Source organism: Duganella sp. SG902 (assembly GCF_013376005.1).
GTDB lineage: Bacteria > Pseudomonadota > Gammaproteobacteria > Burkholderiales > Burkholderiaceae_D > Rugamonas.
Genome location: NZ_JABMJK010000002.1, coordinates 298427 through 318653, shown reverse-complemented (window position 1 = coordinate 318653; position 20227 = coordinate 298427). Strand labels below are relative to the sequence as shown.

Sequence of the window (20227 nt, the reverse complement as noted above, 5' to 3'; positions counted from 1 at the left end):
ATTGCCACGATAGGCCCATCAGGCGCGCTTTACCGTGCGGAAGCTAACAATCATAAAAATGCCCCACTATGTGAATTGGCACACGGACGCGGCAGCCCTTGCGGCGCATGATAAAGGTGACGCATATCTACTTTGGAGAACGGCATGTTTCCTATCTCATCCTTGACTTCGTCGGCGGCGCCGGAATTGCAACCGGTGGGGCGGGCGACGGAGACGTCGGCGGTCAACAATGTCGGCATTAACGCGGTGGGCACGGCGACCGATGCGCCGGTGGCCGGTTCGGTGGAGGTGGATCTGTCTCCCGTGGCCAGTTTCCTGCTGTCAGTGAGTAATGCGCAGGAGCAGTTATCCGGCACGCAGGGCACGGCGGCGCAGCGGGCCGACGCGGTCAACGCGGCAGTGCAGGATGTGGTGGACGCGTTCAACCTGTTGCCTTCGGTGGATTTCGATCAGGGGGCGCAGCAGGCGTCGTTGCTCAACAATCTGGTCAGCAGCCTGAATCAAGGCAACAATGATGGCGGCAATTCGCAGGCGCAGAATCTGGCGCGGCTGGGCGTGACCTTGCAGCCGCCGCTGTTGTCGGACCTGACCGGCGGGCTGTCGTTGGAGCCGGAGGTACTGCGCGCGGCCGTCAACGCCGATAACGAGCGGACCACGTCCACGCTGCAAAACACGCTGAACACGTTCCGCCAGATTGCCACCGATTTCGCCGAGCAGCTGAGTTCCGCCGGCAGCTCGCAGATTCCTGGCCTGAATCCGGAGCAGCAGCCGGCGTTGACGCAGGAGGATCTGGTCGCCAACGCGCGGCTCGACCTGGCGCGGGCCGCGCTCGATAATCTGGCGCAGAATCCGCTGCCGGCCACCGCCGCCGACCGGCTGGCGGCGCAGCGCGCGCAACTGGAGCAGGCCAATAACGCGCAGCAACAGCAGATCCCATCGCCGATCGTGAATCAGCAGCTGGCGCAGCAAGGCAACCAGCAGGTGGCCCAGCAGAACCAGGCCGCGCTCAACCAGCAGCTGCAGCGTGGCAACTTCCAGCAGACACAAAACGCCCAGCAATTGCAGACGGCGCTGCAATTCCAGAACGCACAGCGGGCGCAGGCTGCTCAGCAGGCACAGCAAACGCTGAACGCCCAGCAAGCGCTGCAAGCGCAACAGGCGCAGAGGGCACAACAGAGCCAGCAAGCGCAAACCGCGCAGCAGGCTCAGGCGGCGCAGCAGGCACAAGCGGCACAGCAAGCGCAGACGGCGCAACAAGCACAGGCGGCGCTGAACCAGCAGACGCAGCTTGACCAGGCCCAGGCCGCCCAGCAGGCGCAAGTCCAGGCTGCTGCGGGACAACTGCAAAACGCGCAGCAGGCGCAGGCCGCGCAAGCGTCGGCCCTGCAGCAGACGCTGGCCGCCAACCAGGCCGCCGCTGAGCAGGCGCGGCAGGCTCAGGCACAATCCGCCACCGAACAAACGCAGCAAGCCGACGCAACGCAACAGGCACAGCAAGCACAGCAAGCACAGCAGACCCAGCAGGCGCAGCAAACACAACAGGCGCAACAGACGCAAGACGCCAACGCCGACCAGCAGGACGCCAACGCCGAGGCGCAAGAGGCCAACAACGCGCAGTCGAGCGCCGAACAGGCGCGGGCCACCGCGCAGGCGCAGACCGTGCAACAGCAGGCCACCAGCACCGTGAACGCGGCCAACGTCGCCGCCCAGGTGGCGCAGCAGCAGGCGGTGGCCGCGCAGAACGCCGCACAAAGCGTGGTCATCCCCGCCAACGCCAGCGCCGCGCAGCAAGCCGAGGCGGCGCAAAACGCGGCGGTGCAAGTGGCCATCGCCAATTCCGCCGCGCAGGCCGCCGCCGTGCAGGCCCAGGCGGCCCAGAACGCCGCTGACGCCATGGCCGCGCAGAACGCCGCCGCCAACGCGGCCGCGGCACAAGCCCGCGCGGCCCAGAACAACGCCGGCACCGCCGATGCCGCCGCCACCGCCGCCACCGTGGCGGCCCAGCAGGCGGCGGCCGCGCGCGAAACCGCGTCCAGCCTGGCGGCCGCCAACGCCGCAGCCGCCAATGCGGCTCAGCAGGCAGCGGCGGCGGCCAACGCGGCTCAACAAGCCGCCGCCGCGCAACAGGCCGCCGCAGCCGAGCAAGTCAGCGCGGCGCAGGCGGCTGCCGCCCGCAACGCGGCCAACGCGCCGACCGATCCGCTGCGCGCCAACCCCGCCCTGGCCGCCGCGATCGCCGCCTACAACATCAACGACGTGGCAGGCACCAACGCCCGCGCAGCGCAATCGGCCACCGCCGTCATCCCGCCTGTCGGCGCGGTGAACGCCACCGCCCCGGCCCGCACCATCAGCAACGCGCCTTAATCGGCGGCGGGCCAGCTGCGCGACCCCGGCCATCAGCCCGCGCACGACGTCCATACGCGCCGCGCGCGGTGCGCGTCCTGCGGGATGGCGCGGCCGGCCAGCGGCGGCGCGGCGCCTCGGCGCTACGCCGCCCCGCCCCGCCAGCACGCCGCCATTTTCTCGGCAGGACTGGCATTTTCTGCAATAATCGGTGCATGCCGACCTCCACGCCGCCGCTGCGCCAGCTCCTCACGGGCATCCTGCTCGCCGCCCTGCTATGCTGGGGCGTCGCGCCGCGCGCCGTGGCCGGACCGCAAACCATCCACCTGATCATCGGCGACACGCTGGACGAGCATGGCAAGCCCAAGCCCCTCAGCCCCATCAAGCGCAAGCTGCTGGATGCGCTCGAGCGCGAACTGGGCGTCACCTTCGAGCTGCATATGTACCCGTGGGCGCGCGCCGAGCGCTACGCCCTCGACGGCGCCGGCCTGATCTTCGGCCTGCCCAAGAGCGCCGACCGCCTGCACGCGCTGCGCTACTCCGACGTCGCTGCCTACAACAACCTGTGGATCGTCACCCGCAGCGACGCCACCTTCCGCTTCAACGGCATCGAGGACCTGCGCGGCAAGACGATCGGCCTGGTGCGCGGCTACCACTACGGCGAGGCGGTGGACCGGGCGCGCGCCGGCAAGCTGTTTCGCGCCGACGAGGACATCGCCTCGCGCGGCACCCGCCTCACCCGCCTGATGCTCAAGCGGGTGGACGCGGTGTTGCTGTTCCAGCCCAGCCCGCAGAGCGCGCGCGACGTCGAAGCCGAGATCAACGCCTTCATGGCGCCGCGCCTGCGCGCCATCGGCGCCGCCGCCAACGCCGGCTTCACCGTGCTGCCCAAGCCGCTGGCCACCGACGCCGGCGTGTTTTTCGCCATCGCCCGCCACAAGGACGACGGCCTCATCGACCGCATCAACGCCGCGCTGGCCCGCATCCAGCAGCGCGCGCCGAATTAAATTCTGAGGCGGAGCCGTTTACAGCCCCAACTCGCACGATAATATTTTGCGTTTTTGGCGATAATCACCGGACTATTCCAAACCGCTGTTCGAATCAGGAGATCGCATGAAATTGAAGCACACCGCCGCCGCCCTCGCGCTGTTGACCGCCTTCGGCGCCCACGCGCAGGACACCGTCGTCAAGATCGGCCACAGCGGCCCGCTGTCGGGCTCCCAGTCCTTCTCCGGCAAGGACAACGAAAGCGGCGCGCGCCTGGCGGTGGAGGAGCTCAACGCCAAGCCGATCACCGTGGGCGGCAAAAAGCTGAAATTCGAACTGCTGTCGGAGGACGACCAGGGCGACCCGAAAGCCGGCGTGGCGGCCGCGCAGAAGCTGGTCGACGCCGGCGTGCGCTACATCGTCGGCCCGTACAACTCGGGCGTGGCCATCCCCGCCTCGCGCGCCTACAACGACGCCGGCGCGCTGGTCGCCACCGTGGCCACCAACCCCAAGCTCACCCAGCAAGGCTACAAGGGCCTGTTCCGCGTGAACGCCAGCGACACCCAGCTGGGCTCCAAGATGGCGCTGTACGCGGCCAATGAACTGAAACTGAAGAACGTGGCCGTGATCGACGACCGCACCGCCTTCGGCCAGGGCGTGGCCGAGGAGTTCAAGAAGCAGGCCAAGGCCGCCGGCATGACCGTGGCCGGCCACGAGTTCACCAACGACAAGGCGTTCGACTTCACCTCCATCCTGACCAAGCTGAAAACCAAGAAGGTGGAGGCGATCTTCTTCGGCGGCTACGCGCCGCAGGCGGCGCCGATGGCGCGCCAGATGAAGCAGCTGGGCATCAACGCCAAGCTGCTGGGCGGCGACACCATCTGCACCGCCGAGATGGGCAAGCTGGGCGGCGACGCCGTGGGCGACAACGTGCTGTGCTCGCAGGGCGGCGCCATCCTCGACAAGGCCTCGACCGGCCCGGCCTTCAAGGCCAAGTTCAAGGCCCGCTTCAAGCAGGAGGCCGACGTCTACGCGGCCGCCTATTACGACGCCGTCATGATGTACGCCCAAGCGATGCAGAAGGCCAACACCATCGACGCGCAAAAGGTGCAGGCGGTGATCAGCGCCGGTTCGTATCAGGGCGTGGCCGGCACCTACGCGTTCGACGCCAAGGGCGACATGAAGCAGTCGCCGGTGACCATCTTCACCTTCAAGGGCGGCCAGCCGGCGCCGCTGACCACCTACTGACCGGAGGCCCGTCATTCCGGCGAAGGCCGGAATCCATGCTGAGCGGGCGTTCCATGGATTCCGGCCTGCGCCGGAATGACGGCGTCGCTACCGAGCGGACGTTCCATGGATTCCGGCCTGCGCCGGAATGACCGGGCCGCTACCAGGCGGCGCGCAGGTCGTCGGCCAGCGGCACCACCGCCAGCAGCAGCAACACCAGCGCCAGCGGCACGCAGCTGACGAAGCCCAGGTACTTGAAACCCACCGCGCCGGCCACCCCACCCAGGAAAAACATCGCCAGCAGCGAGCATAGCAGCGCCAGCCGGCGCCGGTCCGCCGTCACCGGCGCGGCGGACCGGTCGCGGTTCCAGTAGCACAGCTTGCCCAGCTCGATGCCGATGTCGGTCACCAGCCCCGTCACGTGGGTGGTGCGGATCTCCGCGCGCGAGGCCTTGGTGATGATGGCGTTCTGCAGCCCCATCACAAAACACAGCAGCGCCACGATGGCGCCGATCTGCCCCTGCTCCGCCATCCGCACCCCCAGCAGGCCGAACGCCAGCAGCAGCGCGGCCTCCAGCAGCAGCGGCAGCGCGTAGCGGCTGTGCGCGTCGCGCCGCCGCCCCCAGTTGATCAGCACCGCCGAGGTGGCGGCGCCGCAGAAGAAGGCGCCCAGCGCGGCCAGCCCGGCCAGCAGCAGCGCGCCCTCGCCCAGCGCCAGGTGGTCCGCCAGCGCCGACACCACGCCCGACATGTGCGAGGTGTACTGCCCCACCGCGAAGAAGCCGCCGGCGTTGACGGCGCCGGCCACGAAGGCCAGCGAGCGCCCCAGGCGGCGGTTGCTGATGTCGCTGCGCTCGGGGCTGGCGTAGGTCCGCAGATAATGCAGGGGCATGGGAAGGCTCAGAAGTCGCGGTTGTGCGGATACCAGCTGTAAAAGTCGTTGTCCCACTTGAAGTGGGTGGTGGAGATGGTGATGGTGACGTCCAGCGCCTCGACGAAGTGCCACCAGCCGACCGGCAGGAACAGGATCTCGCCCGGCGCCAGCACGCAGTCGATCACCGGCACGTCGGCCATCAGCGGGAAGCGTTGCAGGTCGATGGCGCGGCCGTCCACCGGCGTGAAGCAGTGGCGCTGGTTGTACAGCTTGGGCGTCTCGCACGGCGCGATCAGGCGCACCCGCTTGCGGCCGGCGATCTGGATCATGAAGTTGTTGGTCAGGTCGTGGTGGAACGGGGTGATGGTGCCGGCCGGGCCGAACCAGAAAAAGCCGCCGCTGCCCGGCTGCAGGTACTGGTCCAGCGGCGGCAGGTCGCGCATCAACTCCGCCAGCGCGGACTTGTTGTGGCCGTCGTTGTTGGCAGTCATGTAGAAATCGTTGGTGACGCCGGCCTCGCGCACCATCGCCACGTAGTCGCCGAACCGCATGCGGCGCTTGTGGGTGGCGCTGTTCAATTCATAGTCGGGATCGGCGTCGCGGCCGAACTGCACCTCAACCTCGCGCCCGCCGAGCTGGCCGGCCAGGTAGTCGAAGGTCCATTTCTCGCGCGCCGGGCAATCCTCCAGCATGCCGGTGATGATGACCGGTTGGTTGCGGCGGTAATGCTCCTCCAGAAACACCTCGCCCGGCAGCCGTTCGCGCCGCGGCACCTCGAACGGCTCCAGCTTGTTCAGCCGCGACTGGATGCCCAGCAGCCAGTCGCGCTTGGCCACCCGGTTGTGCATGCGCGCGGCGCCGCGCAGGTAGGGGCTACGCGCGGCCGCCTCCAGCTCGGTGCGCGCCGCCCGCTCGGCGATGCCGGACTGCATCATGACGCCGACCAGGGTGTGCGGGTGGGCGCCCAGGATCAGGTTCTCGGCGATCCAGCCCCGCCATGCATCATTGATTTCCACTCGCGGCACGGCACTCATGGTTACGCCACCCTTCCCACCAGTTTGTCATGCGACTAGTGTACAGGAGAGACGCGGCCGCTAGTAGACCGCTAGTAGGCCACCTCCGGCAGCACCGCGCTCGCGCGGCCGTCGCGCACGTCGATCACGCGCGGGTACACCTTGCCCAGGCTCATCTTGTAGCAAGCCTGCCCTTCCTTCCACGCGGTCGGCAACACCATCAACAGCTGGAACGACGACGGTTGCTCGTCCAGCACGGCGAACACCGGCGGCGTGCCGGCCAGCACGATGGCCTCCAGCGGCTCGTCGCCCTCGATTTCCATGTGGTGGCCGCGCACCGGCATCTCGTGCAACTCGCCGGTGACGGTCTCCAGCGTGGCGGCGCCCACCACGCTGGCGTTGTCGCGGTTGACCACCAGGTTGAGGCGCAAGAAGGGGCGGCCGGCGGTGGCGCTGGAGATTTCGTAGACGGCGGCAAATAACTGGCTCATGACATTCCTAACGTGAAAGCGGTAACAAGGCCTTCACTCTAGGGGTGCGGCGCCAAACTTTCCTTCCGAATACCTTCCGTATGCTAAGTCACTGATTACACGGGACTTTATCGCTTGGGCAGAACCCAGCCGGGCCGCACGTAATGGCAGGTGTAGCCATTCGGAATGCGCTCCAGATAGTCCTGATGCTCCGCTTCGGCCTCCCAGAAGGGGCCGGCCGGGGCCAGTTCGGTGACCACCTTGCCGGGCCACAGGCCGGACGCGTCGACGTCGGCGATGGTGTCCTCGGCCGTCGCCTTTTGTTGCTCATTAGTATAGAAAATTGCCGAGCGATAGCTCGTGCCGATGTCGTTGCCCTGGCGGTTGCGGGTGCTCGGATCGTGGATCTGGAAGAAGAATTCCAGGATCTTGCGGTAGCTCAGTTGCGCCGGATCGAAGACGATCTCGATCGCCTCGGCATGGCTGCCGTGGTTGCGGTAGGTGGCGTTGGGCACGTCGCCGCCGCTGTAACCCACGCGCGTGCTCTTCACGCCGGGCATCTTGCGGATCAGGTCCTGCATGCCCCAGAAACAGCCGCCGGCCAGGATGGCTTTCTCGGTGATCGTCGTCATTGTCGCTTCCTTTTTTAGATGTCTGTAGGCAATTTGGAGACAAACACGGAATTATTCAAGCAAGCTGGGCAAATCCAACTATAATTGAGTTTGGGAAATCCCTGACTTCCCGCCGCGCGCGCCCTTGCAATGCCGCGTCCCATTCCGCCGGCCTGGACCCAGCCGAACGTCACGTTATTCCTTCGTTCAATATTATGGACCAGACCACCAACAAGCGTATTTTAGTTGTCGACGACAACTCCGAGGCCGCCGACATTTCCGCCGAGCTGCTGGAACTGCACGGCTATCAAACCGCCGTCGCCTATGCCGGCCTGCCCGGCCTGGAGGCGGCGCGCACCTTCCAGCCGGACGCCATCCTGCTCGACCTGGGCATGCCCGGCATGGACGGCTACCAGGTGGCCGCCGCCCTGCGCGCCGTGCCCGATTTCGACCAGGTGGCGCTGATCGCCTTCACCGCCTGGGGCGACGTGGTGACGCGCCAGCGCGTGATCGACACCGGTTTCGATGACCACGTCATCAAGCCGGCCAACCTCGAGCGCATTCTCGCGGCCGTGCGCCACGCCATGGAAAAACGCGAGCAACTGCTGGCGGCAGCCGCCCCGTAACGCAGGTATGATACTGTCCTGTACCAGACAGGAGGTGTCATCATGATGGAACGACGCACTCGCCCCGACCGCGTGAAAGCGGTCGCGGTCAACGCCGGCATCGCCATGGCGCAAGAAAAAGGCCGCGAGGCGGCGGCCGAATTTTTAATGGACGCGGGGGTGCCGCTGCCGGTCATCGCCCGTGTCTTGAGCGAGCCGGACAAGCGGCGCGCGGCCGACCTCCGCTAGGCCATTCAGAACCGGTAGGCGGCGTTGGCCCAGACCACGGGCTGGCCGTCGCGCGGCTCCGAGCGCGGCGCCCCGCCGCGCGTACGCCACGCCAGCAGCACCGAGGCGCTGATGGCGCGGTTGGCATAGCGCAGACCGGCGCCGCCGCCGGCCAGCGTGCGGTGGTTGGCGTCCGCGGTCCACGGCGCGCGGTTGACGCTGACCCGGCCAGTGTCGAAGAACACATACGGCACGAAGGCGCCAACCGCGTAGCGCAGCTCGAGCTGTGCCAGCGCGCCGCTGTCGCCATACCCTTCCCCGCTCGGATAGGCGCGCACGCCATTGCGTCCTCCCAGCCCGAATTTTTGCGATGAATCGAGGTTCTTGTCGGCCCACTGGGCGGACACGCGCCCGTACAGGTCCAGCCCGGACGTCAGCGACTGGATGCGCGCCAGGTCCAGATTCCATTTCGAAAAGTGGCCGGCGGTGCGCGCGGTCAGCGCGTCGTTCGGCACCAGGTCGGCATCGAGTTGCAGGCGGCCCGGCGTCCAGCTGATGGCGCCGTAGGTCACGCCGCCGCCCAGCAGGGTGTCGCGCAGGTCGAAGTTGAGCGCCAGCGGCAGGCTGTTGCTGGATTTGTCGCTGCTGCTGTCGGTGGCGCCCTGGCGGTCATGCAGGCGCTTGTGCTCCAGCGTGCCGGACAGGGTGAGGTTGTAGCGCTGCGAGCGCACCAGCGGATAACTGAGGCCGGCGCTGCCGACATCGGCGGTGCCGGTGGCATCCAGCGCGGCGAAGCTGTCGGCCAGCGTGTAGTAGGAGTGGGTATAGCCGACGCGGCCGCGCAGGCCGTGGGCGTTCAGCGGCAGCGCGTAGCTGAGCGCGCCGAACCACATCCGCTCGTTAGTGTACATGCCCTGCATCACCAGCTGGTCGCCCAGCGTGAACGGGCTGTCGACGTCGAGGTTGACGTGCACGCGGTTGCGGCCGGTGTAGCGGTTGCCGTCGTTGTCGACGCCGATCTCGCCGGCGTAGCGGTGGTCGCGCCGCACCTCGACGGCGAGGTCGCCGGTGCCCACTTCGCGGCCGGGGCGCACCACCGGGATGCTCTTGATGCCGGGCTGGTCGTCCAGGATCAAGGTCACGCGTTCCAGTGCGCTGCTTTCAATCACGCTGCCCGGCCGCAGCGGCGACAGGAAGCGCTGGCCCGGCGCGCTCAGGTCGGCGTCGCCGTGGGCGGTGATCTGGCCGTAGCGGCCTTCAAGCACCTCGATGCGCAACGCGCCCTGCTGCAAGTCCTGCTGCGGCAGATAGGCGCGCGCGAACGGATAGCCGGCCGCGCGGTAGTACGTCGATATGCTGTCCGCCAGCGCGCTCAGGCCGGCGAAGTCGTAGGTCTTGCCCAGCGCCGGGCCGATCGCGCGCAACAGCTCCTCCTGCGCGATCAGGGTGTTGCCGGTGATGGTGATCTGTTTCAAGGTGACAGTCACGCCGCCCGGCGCGGCCTGGGGTGGCGGCGCCGGCGTCGGGATCGGCAAAGGCGCGGCGGGCGCCGGCTCGCGCAGTGCGCGCGGGCCGTTTTCCTGCAACAGCAGCCCGGCATCGGGCCGCTGTTGCGCCAGCACCGGGGCGCCGATGCTGAGGAGGGTGGCGGTGGTCAGAAAAGTCAAAGCTGGTTTCATGTCGGCTTTCAACGCTGTCTGATAGGAATGAATTGTAGCGTTACTTTTGCTCGCTTGTCGCTGCGGATGCCGTGCTGATGTCCGGCGCGGCGGCGCGCGGCATCTGGATGCCACCCGAGACCACGAACACGCTCAGGAACTTGACGTCACGCCCGGCCGTCAGCGCCTGCGTGGCGGGCAGGCGGTTGCTGTTGGCGCTGCCGGAGGTCTCGGCGCTTTCGCCCACCGCCGTGTAATTAAGACCGCCCACGCTCAGCGACGGCAGCGCTGGCGTCACGCCGCCTTGCACGATAGGAGTCGCGGCCTGCACCGACACCGCCGCCGGCAACGGTGCCGCCTGCGCCTGCACGACCGGCGTTGGCTGTACCGTTGGCGTTGGCGTAACTACGGGCGTCGGCGTCGCCTCGACCACCGGCGTTGGGGCTGGGGTCGGCGTTGGCGTAACCACGGGCGTCGGCGTCACCTCGACCACCGGCGTCGGGACCGGCGTTGGCGTTGGCGTTGGCGTTGGCGTTGGCGCCGGCGTTGGCGTCGGCGTTGGCGCCGGCGTTGGCGCCGGCGTTGGCGTTGGCGTTGGCGTTGGCGTCGGCGTCGGCGTCGGCGTCGGCGTCGGCGTTGGCGTCGGCGTTGGCGTTGGAGCTGGCGTCGGCGTTGGCGTTGGCGTCGGCGTTGGCGCTGGCGTCGGCGTTGGCGTCGGCGTTGGCGCTGGCGTCGGCGTTGGCGCTGGCGTCGGCGTTGGCGTTGGCGTTGGCGTCGGCGTTGGCGTTGGCGTTGGCGCTGGCGTCGGCGTTGGCGTTGGCGTTGGCGCTGGCGTCGGCGTTGGCGTCGGCGTCGGCGTCGGCGTTGGCGTTGGCGTTGGCGTTGGCGTCGGCGTTGGCGTTGGCGTTGCCGCGATAATGTCCGCGCTGGTTACCGCCGTTCCCGCAATGCTGTAGTTATGCGCATCATTCCCGCTCAGCGCCAAGCCAGTGACATTCACATGAATCGAAGTCCCCGCCGTGGCCTGCACAAAATCCGCGGACGCGGCGCTGCCGTCGAGATGCACATCATCCGCACCGATCCCGGTGACCGTGCCGCTGCTCGTGAGGGTCGCGGTCGTGGTGCCATCCTCCACCTTGTTCGCCGCCGCGACACCGACCACGCCCAGCAACTTCTGCGTGATATTGCCCAGCGCACTGACCTGGTCCGTGAAAACATAATTACCGGCATCCGCGCCACCATAAGTGCTGCTGATGGTCGCCACCTTGCCGCTGCCGGCGTTGGCGTCGGCATACGTGCCGGTGGCGCTCACGCTCACATGGTCGCCGCTCACCAGGTTGGCCAGCACCACGCCGCTGGTATCGAGCGGAGCGGTGGCACTGGCGTCATAGGTCTTATCGGTCGCCGTGATGCCAGACACACTCACCGCGCGCGGCGTAATGGCGGCCGTCACGCCGGCCGGATTGGCGACGCTGTAGTCAGAAGCCAGACCCGTGCCGTCAACCAGCGCCACGCCGGTGATCGTCACCGCCTTGCCTGCGCCGGCGTTTTTATCCGCAAACGTGCCGGTCTGGCCGGAGAAGCTCACGCTCTCCGAGCCCACCAGTCCGCCCAGCGCGCCCCCGCTCAGCACGGCGGTCGTATTGCCGTCATAGGTCTTGTCGCCGGCGCTCATGCCGGTCAGCGTCAAGGCCTTGGGAGTCACCGCGGCCGCGTTGGCCGCGCCGGCCGAGGACAAGCCCGGCAGCGTGTAGTTGGCCGCCAGCCCGCTGGCGCCATCGCCCAGCGTGATCGCGTTCACATGCGTGGCGCCGTTGACGTGCGCGCTGTTGGCGGTGGCGCCGCTGTACGACAGATCCTCGCCCGCCACCAGGTTGCCGAGCGTGACGACGCCGCTCAGGTCCGCCGAACCGTCGTACACCTTGCTGGCGTTCAGCGTGACGGTGCGAGCCGTGATGCTGGCCGCCGCGCTGGCGCTGCTGCTGGCCAGCGTGTAGTTGCCGGCGTCGGCGCCCCCCAGCGTGATGCCGCTGATATTGACCGTGTAGTTGCCGACGTTCTTGCTGGCGAACGCGCCGCTGCCGCTCAGCGTGACCGCGTCGCCGCTCACCACGCCGGTGGCGCTCACCGCCGCCGTGGTGGTGCCGTCGTAGACCTTGTCGGTCGCGACCGGGGTCAGGGTCTTGGGCGTGATGGTGTAGCTGCCGGTGTTGAAGTAGCCGACCGCGTAGGTGGTGCCGCCGTTGGCGTAGCTGGCCGGGTTGGAGGCGCCCGGCGTCAGGCTGGCGTAGCTGCCGGCGTTCTTGCTGGCGGTGGTGTAGCTGACCGCCGGCGACAACGACGACACCGTGAAGCCGCCCGGGCCGCCCAGCGTGGTGAAGCTCAGGCCGGTGGCGACATTGCTGCCGTCATAGGTCTTGCTGCCGGCGCCGCTCTGGATCACGTAGATCGGCTGGGTCGACATGCTCACCGCCTGGTAGGTGGCGTAGATGTAGCTGTTGTTCGAGCCCGGAATCACCAGCGTGCCGCAGTTCGGAAACGGCGACGCGCATTCGGTGGCCAACTGCGGCGACTGGGTGTAGGCCGACAACTGCGGCGCGCCGTTGACGAACACCAGCCAGCTGGCCACCGAGGGGCCCTTGAACACCACGCGCTCGCGGCTGCCGTACGACACCAGGCCGATCGCGCCCTCGTCCTTCTGCGCGGCGGTGGCGCCGGCGGTGGCGTTGACCGCGTTGAGCAAGGTGCCGCCGCCGCCGGTGGCGCTGCCCACCGTGGTCACGGTGCCGGAGTTGCCCTCGAAGGCGACCCCGAAGGTCTTGATGCCGCCGCTGCTGACGCCGGTGATGAACAGGTTGCCGGTGCCGGACAGCACGGTCGCGCCCGATTTGATGTAGACGCCGCCGGTCTCGCCCGACAGGCTGCCGTTGTTGGCGCCGACCGACGACTTGCCGTTGATGACGATATTGCCGCCCTGCGACAGGATGCTGCGGTTGCCCTCGATGGTGACGGCGGCCGCGCTGTTGCTGTAGTTGAGCGCGTAGCCGATGCCGTTGGTGGGCGCGCCGTTGGCGCCGCCGATCAGGATGTTGCCGCCGTTGGAGCTGAGGTTGGCGTTGATGTCGACGCCGCCCCGGGTGGCGCCGGCCGCGTTGGCCGCGCTCAGGGTGATGCCCAGCTTGCCCGAGGTGGCGCCGATATCGCTGTTAACGGTGATGCCGCGGTCGGCGCGCAGGGTCAGGGTGGCGGCGCCGCCGGCGGTCTTGCTGATGGCGCTGGCGACCGTGATGTCGCCGCTGCCGCTGCCGGTGGCGCCATAGCCGGCGTTGTTGCTTTGGGTGGTGACCGTGACGCTGGTGCCGGTGTTGAGCGCGCTGTTGATGTTGCCGGCGGCGGTGGCGTTGATGGTGTAGTCGTACGGATCGATCAGCCACTGGCCGCCCTGGCCGCGCGCGGCGCCGGCGTCCACGCGCAGCGCGCGCGCGGTGGCCACCTCGGCGGCCGAGGTCTCGATGAAGCCGCCGTCGCCGCCCTGCGCGGCGCTGGCGTCCAGCGTGCCGGCCACGTCCACGCGGCCGTTGTGCATGTCGCCCAGCAGCAGGATCTGGCCCTGCTCGCCGGTGGCCAGCGTGCGCGCCTGCACCACGCCGGTGTTGTTGATGACCGTGCTGATCAGGTCGCCGGCGGCCCGGGCGCTCATCAGCACATGGCCGCCGTCGGCGCGCACCGCGCCGCTGTTGTCGATCAAGGCCTCCAGCGCGGCGCGCCGCACCTGCAGCTTGACCGGGCCGCCGAGGTCGAGCTGCACCTCGCTGCCGGCGCCCAGCAGCGCGTTGCCGCGCTCGGCCGAGATCTCGCCGCTGTTGATGATGCGCGCGGCCACCAGCGCCACCGTGCCGCCCTGCGCGGCGCGGAGATTGCCCTGGTTGATGATCGCGTTGGCGCTGGCGCCCCGCAGGCTGAGGTTGCCGGCCATGAAGTCCTGGTTGCTCATCGCCAGCGTCGACGCCAGCAGCCCGCCGACGTCCACCTGCGCGGTGGGCGAGAACAGCACGCCGTTGGGGTTGAGCAGGAACACCTGGCCATTGGCCTTGAGCGCGCCCTGGATCTGCGACACGTCGCTGCCCACCACGCGGTTCAGCGCCACCGCGCTGGCCGAGGGCTGGACGAAGTGCACGGCGTTGTCCTTGCCGATGGAGAAGCTGTTCCAGTCGATCGCCACCTTGGCGCCCGACTGGCTGATCGTCATGGTGTTCCCCTGCTGGCTGATGGCGGCCTGGCCGGCCGTGACCACGCCGCCGGCCGGCAGGTCCGCCGCGTACGCCGTCGCCTGCGCCAGTCCCGCGGCGGCCGCCGCCATCAGCGCGCGCCGCAGCGCGCGGCCGCTGGTGGCCTTGCCACGCGCGCCGCCCAGTTCCGAGCACACCTGCCAAACGCCTTGGGCGGCATTCCACACCACTCTGAAAATTCGGTTCATGACACTACCCTGCACGATGTAGCCGGGACGGCGCCGCCTTATGGCGACCTGTAAAACCAGCTGGAGATGGGGCAGCAAGGAGCGGGGCTGCGGGAGACGGGTGCGCGAGGATTGAGCGTCACCGGGGGAAGACGGGATTTCTGTAAAGCAATTCCGATTCTACCGAAGAGCTCGATGTTTTTGTACGGCAACACGCAAAAATACCGCCACCGCGTTGGATTTGCGCATCAGGGCGATGCCGGCTTGTCTAGATTGCAGGCGCCTGCAGCAGCACGCGGCCGTAGGCTGTGTCGGTGCGCTCGCCGGTCCGCGCCGGATCGTAGGCGAAGCGGCAAGTTTGCAGATAGGCCACCGCCTCGGCCACCAATTCCTGCGGCTGGCCGCCGGCCTCGGCCACCACCCGCACCGGCGCGCCCTCGGCGTTGAGCAGGAAGCGCAGCAGGATGCCGTCCTTGCCGCTGGGGCGCGGATCGGCCTCGCGGAAGGCGGCGAAGCGTTGCGACGGCTGGCAACTGCCGGCCACCAGCAGCGGCCGCACCGGCGGCGCGCCGTCCAGCTTCCACACGTACTGCAGCGGGAAAGCCGTGCCGTCGCGCGCGGCTGGCAGATCCGGCGCGAAGCGGCATTGGGAGATGCTGTGGATCGCGGCCTCGTCGAGAATCCGCCAGCCACTGCCGCGCACGATGGCGGGACGCACCACCGCGCCGTCGGCGCCGATGCCGAAGCTGATGGTGGTGAGACCTTCGATTTCGTAGCGGCGCGCCTCGGCCGGCCATTGCGGCTGCAGGCAAGTGGCCGGAGTGACCAGCGCCTGCAGCGGCGCGCGCGCCGGTCCCTCCTGGGCGGCGCGGCTGGCGAGATTGAGGGCGGCAAACACCACCGCCACGGCGGCGACGGCAAACAGTTTCTTGTTCATGCCGCGATGATAGCGCGCTTACTTGTCGCCGACCAGTTGCACCGCATCAACCACCTTGTAATCGCGCTGCACATTGTTGGCGAACGTGATCTTCACGCCCTTGGCCTTGTACGCGGTCTTGTCGAAGGTGCGCACGAACCAGGTGCGGTTGCCGCGCTGGTCGCGCTTGGTGTCGCTGAGGCCTTCCCAGACCGTGTTCCACTTGCCGTCGGTGTCCTGCAGCTCGACCTTGTTGATGGCCTCCACGCCCTGCCCGCCGCCGATCACCACCCGCACCTCGGTGGCGTTGACCGGCGTGGCGTAGCTCAGCTCCAGCCAGTCGAAGCCGCGGTCGGTGCTGTTGTTGGTCCACTGATTGCCATCGGCGGGACCGGTGGCCCGGGCCGGCATATTGGATTCGCTCGGCTTGCGGCCGTTCTCGTCGCCGAACACCGAGCTGGCCTTGGCGTCCGTGGCCCATTGCGCGCGCGGGTCGTTGATGTATTTGTCCTCCATCACGCCGTAATCGAGCAGGGCCTTCTTCTCGGCCAGCTTTTGCTGCTCGGGCGTGGGCTCGGCGGATGGCGCGGGCGCGGGCGCCGTCGCGGCGGGCGCGGGTGTCGCGGCGGCGGCCGCAGGCGCGGGCGCGGCCGCAGCCGGCTCCTCGGTCTTTTCCTTCTTGTGGCAGGCGGACAGCAAGGCGGCCAGCATCATGGCCGCGACGGTGGTGTTATATTTCATCGGCACATACCCCTTCAATGATGTTATAAAATTAATTTACATCATCTGGAAATATCGCCGCGCACTACTCATCCGTAAGAGGACAGCATGACCAGCGACTACCAACCCATCAGCTGTGACTTCCACGACCTGCTGGAAGTGCACGCCACCAAGCGGCAGGCGACCGACCTCCAGTTCCGCGACGCCGACGGCCAGCTGCAAACGCGCCGCGCGGTCATCACCGACGTCTACGCCAAGGACGGCGCCGACTACCTCACCCTCAGCACCGGCGAAACCCTGCGTCTGGACCAGCTGGTCGAAGTCGACCGGGCCAGGCTGGCGGATTACTGACAATTATCCGCCGGCGACGTCGCGCAGGGCGGTGACGAGTTTGTCGAGGTCGGCGGTGCGGGTGTACAGGCCGGGGGTGACGCGGATGCAGGCGCCGCCGACCGGTCCTCTGCGCATCACGGTGAAGATGCCGTATCGCTCCAGCAGGCGGTTCACCAGCGCGGCGTTGGCCTCCGGCGTGGTGTGGCCGCGCACGCGGAACGAGGTCACCGCGCCGTAGCTGCCGGCGTCGTCCGGCGTCAGGACCTCGATGTTGGGCAGGTCGCGCACCTGGCGCACCCAGTGGTCGCGCAAGGCGCGCAGGCGGCCGCCGCGATTGGCCACGCCGATGTCCGCGTGCAGCTTGAGCGCCGCCGGTATCGTCATCAGCGCGGCCGAATTCACCGTCCCCGAATGCACGCGCGAGCGGATGTCGGTGGCCGCGTAATCCTCGTCGCCGCGCTCCACGCCAATCGCCCCCAGCCGCTCCTTGCGGATATACAGGAAGCCCGTCCCTAAAGGCGCCCCAACCCACTTGTGCAAATTGGCGCCGACAAAATCCGCGCCCAGGTCGGGCAGCTTGTAATCGAGCTGCCCCCACGACTGCGCCACATCGACTATCACGTCGACGCCGCGCGCCTTGGCGATCTTGACGATCTCCGCCACCGGCAGCACGAAGCCGGTGCGGTGGTTGATGTGGGTGAGCAGCAGCAGCCGGGTGCGCGGATGCCGGCGCATCGCCTGCTCATACACGTCGATGGCGGCCTGGCGCGACACCGGCTCCGGTATCCGCACCAGCGCCAGCTTGGCGTCGTGCCGGCGCGCCAGGTCGTTCATCGCGTACTGCATGGCGTCGTAATCGAGATTGCAGTACATGATGGTGTCGCCGCGCTTGAGCAGGCGATAATTGCAGATCAGGTTTTGCAGCGACTCGGTGGCGCCGCGCGTGATCGCCAGCTCGTCGGCCGCCACGCCGGTGTGCAGCGCGAGCTGGGCGCGGATCTGCTCCATGCCCTCGTTGTCGAACTGGCGGCGCAGGTGGAAGGAGCTGTAACGGTTCAGGTAATCGATGTTGCGCTTGAACTCCTCCGCCACCGGCCGCGCCATGACGCCGTAATAGCCGTTCTCCAGGTTGATGAAATCACTGGCGACGTCATAGCTCTGGGCGATGCGCTCCCAATCGGCGTCGGTGGCCGGGGCGCCGTGCGCGGCCGGCGCCGCCAATGCCGTCAACCCCGCCGCCGCGCCCAACAGCTTGCGCCGGTTCGCCTGAAATTCATTCATTGCCTGTCTCCCCCATGGATACGATTAACGCCGGTGGAATTGCCGGACCAGTTCCGTAAAGTGCTGCACGGTGACCGACTTGTCACGCGGCCGGGTAATCAAAGCAATCGCCGTGCCCAGGTCCTTGTTGCTAATGTCCTGGTAGGTCACGCCCTCGGCGCGGAACTGCGCGATCGACTCCGGGATGATGGCCACGCCGAAGCCCGCCGCCGCCATGTTGACGCTGGACGAAATCTGCGGCGACTCCATCTCGATCCGCGGCGAGAAGCCGGCCGCGCGGCAGGCGCTGATGATGGCGTCGTGCAGCTCGGGATTGATCGCGCGCGGATACAGGATGAAGGGATCGGCGGCCAGCTGCTTCAAGTCGATATTGCGGCGCCGCCCCAGCGCGTGGCCGCTGGGCAGCACCGCGATCATCTTCTCCTGCACCAGCGGCGTCACCCGCATCTCACCACAATCGAGCGGCAGGCGCACCATGGCGCAATCGACCTGCGCGTCGGCCAGCTTGCCGAGCAGCGCCACGCTGTTGCTCTCCTCGGTGCGGATCTTCACGCCAGGATAGGCCTCGCGGAAGCGGCGCAGCAGCCGCGCCACCGCCGGATGGAACACGGTGGAACCGGCGAAGCCGATCGACAGGTTGCCGCTCTCGCCGCGCGCGGCCATCTTCACATGTTCCAGCGCGTCGTTGGCGTCGTCCAGCACGCGCTGCGCGCGCTCGCGGAAGATCACGCCGGCCTCGGTCAGCTCCACCCGGCGCGGGTGGCGCACGAACAGCTTGGTGCCGATCTCCCGTTCCAGCTTGATGATCTGCTGGCTCAGGGGCGGCTGCGCGATGCCCAGCCGCTCCGCCGCCACGGTGAAGTGCAAATGCTCGGCCACCGCCAGGAAGTAGCGCAACTGGCGAAATTCCATCGTCATCCCTTCATCTCAAAATACGTTATCGAAACCCGTTTCGATATCTTTTTCGTCTTAAAGAGACTACCACGAAATATTGGATTCGCGGCCCGCGCTTTTTTAAACTATCTTCATCATGTTCAAGACCCTGCTCACCACCACCGCCGCCAAAGCCAACCTGATGGACGGCATGCGCGCCGCCTCGGCCTCGGCCCTGATGCTGCTGGTGGGCTGCGTGCTGCAGGTGCCGGATTTCTCCTGGGCCGCCATCGGCGCCTTCTGGACCTCGCTCGCCACCGCGCCGCACGGCACGCGCAAGCGGCTGGCCTCCATGCTGTCGTTCGCCGCGCTGTCGACGCTGGGCGGCCTGCTCACCACCTGGGCGGCCGGCTTGGGCGCCACCGCCGGCGCGCTGACCATCCTCGGCTTCGTCACGCTGGCCGGCCTGACCCGCATCTGGGGCGAGGCGCCGTACCAGGTCGCGATTTTGGCCGCCACCGCCTGCGTGGTGATGGTGGACCACCCGGCGGCCGGCGGCGCCGGCGGCTACGCCTACCTCGGCCTGTACCTGCTGGGCTGCCTGTTCGCCACCGCGCTCAGCATGGCGATCTGGCAGCTGCGCCCATCGGCGCCGGAACTGCACAGCCAGCGCTGGCACCATGCGGCCGCGCACAGCGTGCGCGACGCCCTGCGCCAGCTGCACGCGCACGCCTCCCTGAGCAGCGATGGCGTCCACTTCGCGCTGCGTCTCGGCATCGCCACCACGGCTGCTTACCTCGCGGTGCATAAACTGGCGCTGCCCTGCGGCTACTGGGCCACCATGGCCGTGCTGCTGATACTTCAGCCGTCGGCGGCCGGCACCCTGCCGCGCAGCCTGGAGCGCGCGGTCGGCACCGTGATCGGCACCTTGATCGCGGTCGCCATCGGCGCGCTGGCGCAAACCCCGCTGGAAATCGCGCTGGCGGTGTTCCCGCTGATCGGCCTGACGATGGCGCTGCGCCCGGTCGGCTACAGCGTGTTCGTCGCCTTCCTCACCCCCTCGTTCGTGCTGGTGGCCGACTACGCCATGCCGGCCATCGAATACAACTACGCGCTGGCGCGGCTGGAGAACAACCTGCTCGGCAGCGCCATCGCCGTGGCGGCGACGCTGACCCTGTGGCCGCTGATGGATCGCCTGCGCAAATAAGGTTAGAATCGCGGCGTCGATCACACTCAAGTTCACCCCATGTCCTTGGATTGCCAGTCCTGCGGCGCTTGCTGTTCAGTATTTCGGGTCAGCTTCTACTGGAGCGAATCCACGCTGCATCCACAAGGCCGCGTACCACGCGAACTCGTCACCCCGGTGTCGCCCCACCACGTGGCGATGAACGGCACCCTGCAGTCGCCGGTGCGCTGCGTGTGCCTGGAGGGCGAAGTCGGCCAATCCGTCAGCTGCAACATCTATCCGCTGCGCTCCACCACCTGCCGCGAATGCGAGGCCGGCTCCGAACAATGCCTGCGCGCGCGCGAGCTGGCCGGGTTGACGGCCGACACACGCGTCGCGGTCTGACAAACAAATCGGCGTCCTCCTACGCCCTCCGGCGGGTGGCGCCGATAAGATGGAACTCCCAG

18 protein-coding genes are annotated in these 20227 nt (G+C 68.0%); 8 read left to right on the top strand and 10 right to left on the bottom strand.

Translation table 11 applies throughout. From position 1 onward, the window contains the following. Positions 1–144: 144 nt before the first annotated feature. The 3 genes from FHW83_RS04950 (at position 145) to FHW83_RS04940 (ending at position 4578) form a co-directional block, all read left to right on the top strand. Positions 145–2364, top strand: a complete 2220-nt coding sequence (locus FHW83_RS04950; RefSeq protein WP_176645248.1) for a hypothetical protein — start codon at positions 145–147, stop codon at positions 2362–2364. A gap of 194 nt (positions 2365–2558) precedes the next feature. Next, positions 2559–3350 carry an ABC transporter substrate-binding protein gene (locus FHW83_RS04945; protein WP_176645247.1) on the top strand — a complete coding sequence of 264 codons (792 nt, stop codon included), beginning with the start codon at positions 2559–2561 and terminating at the stop codon, positions 3348–3350. A gap of 106 nt (positions 3351–3456) precedes the next feature. Further along, the gene (locus FHW83_RS04940; protein WP_176645246.1) at positions 3457–4578 is read left to right on the top strand and encodes a branched-chain amino acid ABC transporter substrate-binding protein; all 1122 of its coding nucleotides are present in this window, start codon (positions 3457–3459) and stop codon (positions 4576–4578) included. 139 nt (positions 4579–4717) lie between these two features. Here FHW83_RS04940 and FHW83_RS04935 read toward each other — a convergent pair whose 3' ends face one another. The 4 genes from FHW83_RS04935 to msrA form a co-directional block, all read right to left on the bottom strand. After that, positions 4718–5449, bottom strand: a complete 732-nt coding sequence (locus FHW83_RS04935; protein WP_176645245.1) for a YoaK family protein — start codon at positions 5447–5449, stop codon at positions 4718–4720. An 8-nt stretch (positions 5450–5457) separates the two neighbouring features. Further along, positions 5458–6465: a cupin-like domain-containing protein gene (locus FHW83_RS04930; RefSeq protein ID WP_176645244.1), complete on the bottom strand. Its 1008-nt coding sequence runs from the start codon at positions 6463–6465 to the stop codon at positions 5458–5460. Positions 6466–6536: 71 nt separating this feature from the next. Beyond that, positions 6537–6935 carry a DUF1842 domain-containing protein gene (locus FHW83_RS04925; RefSeq protein ID WP_176645243.1) on the bottom strand — a complete coding sequence of 133 codons (399 nt, stop codon included), beginning with the start codon at positions 6933–6935 and terminating at the stop codon, positions 6537–6539. A gap of 107 nt (positions 6936–7042) precedes the next feature. Continuing rightward, on the bottom strand, positions 7043–7546 hold the full coding sequence (gene msrA, locus FHW83_RS04920) for a peptide-methionine (S)-S-oxide reductase MsrA (RefSeq protein ID WP_176645242.1): 504 nt from the start codon (positions 7544–7546) through the stop codon (positions 7043–7045). Positions 7547–7740: 194 nt separating this feature from the next. On the opposite strand from msrA, the gene FHW83_RS04915 reads away from it, so the two are divergent. After that, complete coding sequence (locus FHW83_RS04915) at positions 7741–8151, top strand: response regulator (protein WP_176645241.1); 411 nt, start codon at positions 7741–7743, stop codon at positions 8149–8151. Between the two features lie 42 nt (positions 8152–8193). After that, entirely contained in the window at positions 8194–8379 is a 186-nt protein-coding gene (locus tag FHW83_RS04910) for a hypothetical protein (RefSeq protein WP_218106106.1), read from the top strand. A 5-nt stretch (positions 8380–8384) separates the two neighbouring features. Here FHW83_RS04910 and FHW83_RS04905 read toward each other — a convergent pair whose 3' ends face one another. The 4 genes from FHW83_RS04905 to FHW83_RS04890 form a co-directional block, all read right to left on the bottom strand. Next, entirely contained in the window at positions 8385–10037 is a 1653-nt protein-coding gene (locus tag FHW83_RS04905) for a ShlB/FhaC/HecB family hemolysin secretion/activation protein (RefSeq protein WP_176645240.1), read from the bottom strand. A 40-nt stretch (positions 10038–10077) separates the two neighbouring features. Then, positions 10078–14493, bottom strand: coding sequence for a YDG domain-containing protein (locus FHW83_RS04900; protein WP_176645239.1), 4416 nt, complete (start codon positions 14491–14493; stop codon positions 10078–10080). A gap of 247 nt (positions 14494–14740) precedes the next feature. Then, positions 14741–15409 (bottom strand): energy transducer TonB, encoded by a 669-nt coding sequence (locus FHW83_RS04895; protein ID WP_176645238.1) that lies wholly within the window; start codon positions 15407–15409, stop codon positions 14741–14743. 18 nt (positions 15410–15427) lie between these two features. Further along, the gene (locus tag FHW83_RS04890; protein WP_176645237.1) at positions 15428–16129 is read right to left on the bottom strand and encodes a hypothetical protein; all 702 of its coding nucleotides are present in this window, start codon (positions 16127–16129) and stop codon (positions 15428–15430) included. Between the two features lie 87 nt (positions 16130–16216). Between FHW83_RS04890 and FHW83_RS04885 the strand changes: the two genes are divergently transcribed. Beyond that, positions 16217–16459, top strand: a complete 243-nt coding sequence (locus FHW83_RS04885) for a hypothetical protein (RefSeq protein WP_176645236.1) — start codon at positions 16217–16219, stop codon at positions 16457–16459. A gap of 3 nt (positions 16460–16462) precedes the next feature. Here FHW83_RS04885 and FHW83_RS04880 read toward each other — a convergent pair whose 3' ends face one another. Next, positions 16463–17722 (bottom strand): aminotransferase class V-fold PLP-dependent enzyme, encoded by a 1260-nt coding sequence (locus FHW83_RS04880; RefSeq protein WP_176645235.1) that lies wholly within the window; start codon positions 17720–17722, stop codon positions 16463–16465. A 24-nt stretch (positions 17723–17746) separates the two neighbouring features. Further along, on the bottom strand, positions 17747–18640 hold the full coding sequence (locus tag FHW83_RS04875) for a LysR family transcriptional regulator (RefSeq protein ID WP_373997166.1): 894 nt from the start codon (positions 18638–18640) through the stop codon (positions 17747–17749). Between the two features lie 112 nt (positions 18641–18752). Between FHW83_RS04875 and FHW83_RS04870 the strand changes: the two genes are divergently transcribed. Together FHW83_RS04870 and FHW83_RS04865 are read left to right on the top strand one after the other, a co-directional pair. Further along, positions 18753–19802, top strand: a complete 1050-nt coding sequence (locus FHW83_RS04870) for an FUSC family protein (protein WP_176645234.1) — start codon at positions 18753–18755, stop codon at positions 19800–19802. A 39-nt stretch (positions 19803–19841) separates the two neighbouring features. Beyond that, positions 19842–20165 carry a YkgJ family cysteine cluster protein gene (locus tag FHW83_RS04865; RefSeq protein ID WP_176645233.1) on the top strand — a complete coding sequence of 108 codons (324 nt, stop codon included), beginning with the start codon at positions 19842–19844 and terminating at the stop codon, positions 20163–20165. Positions 20166–20227 lie beyond the last annotated feature (62 nt).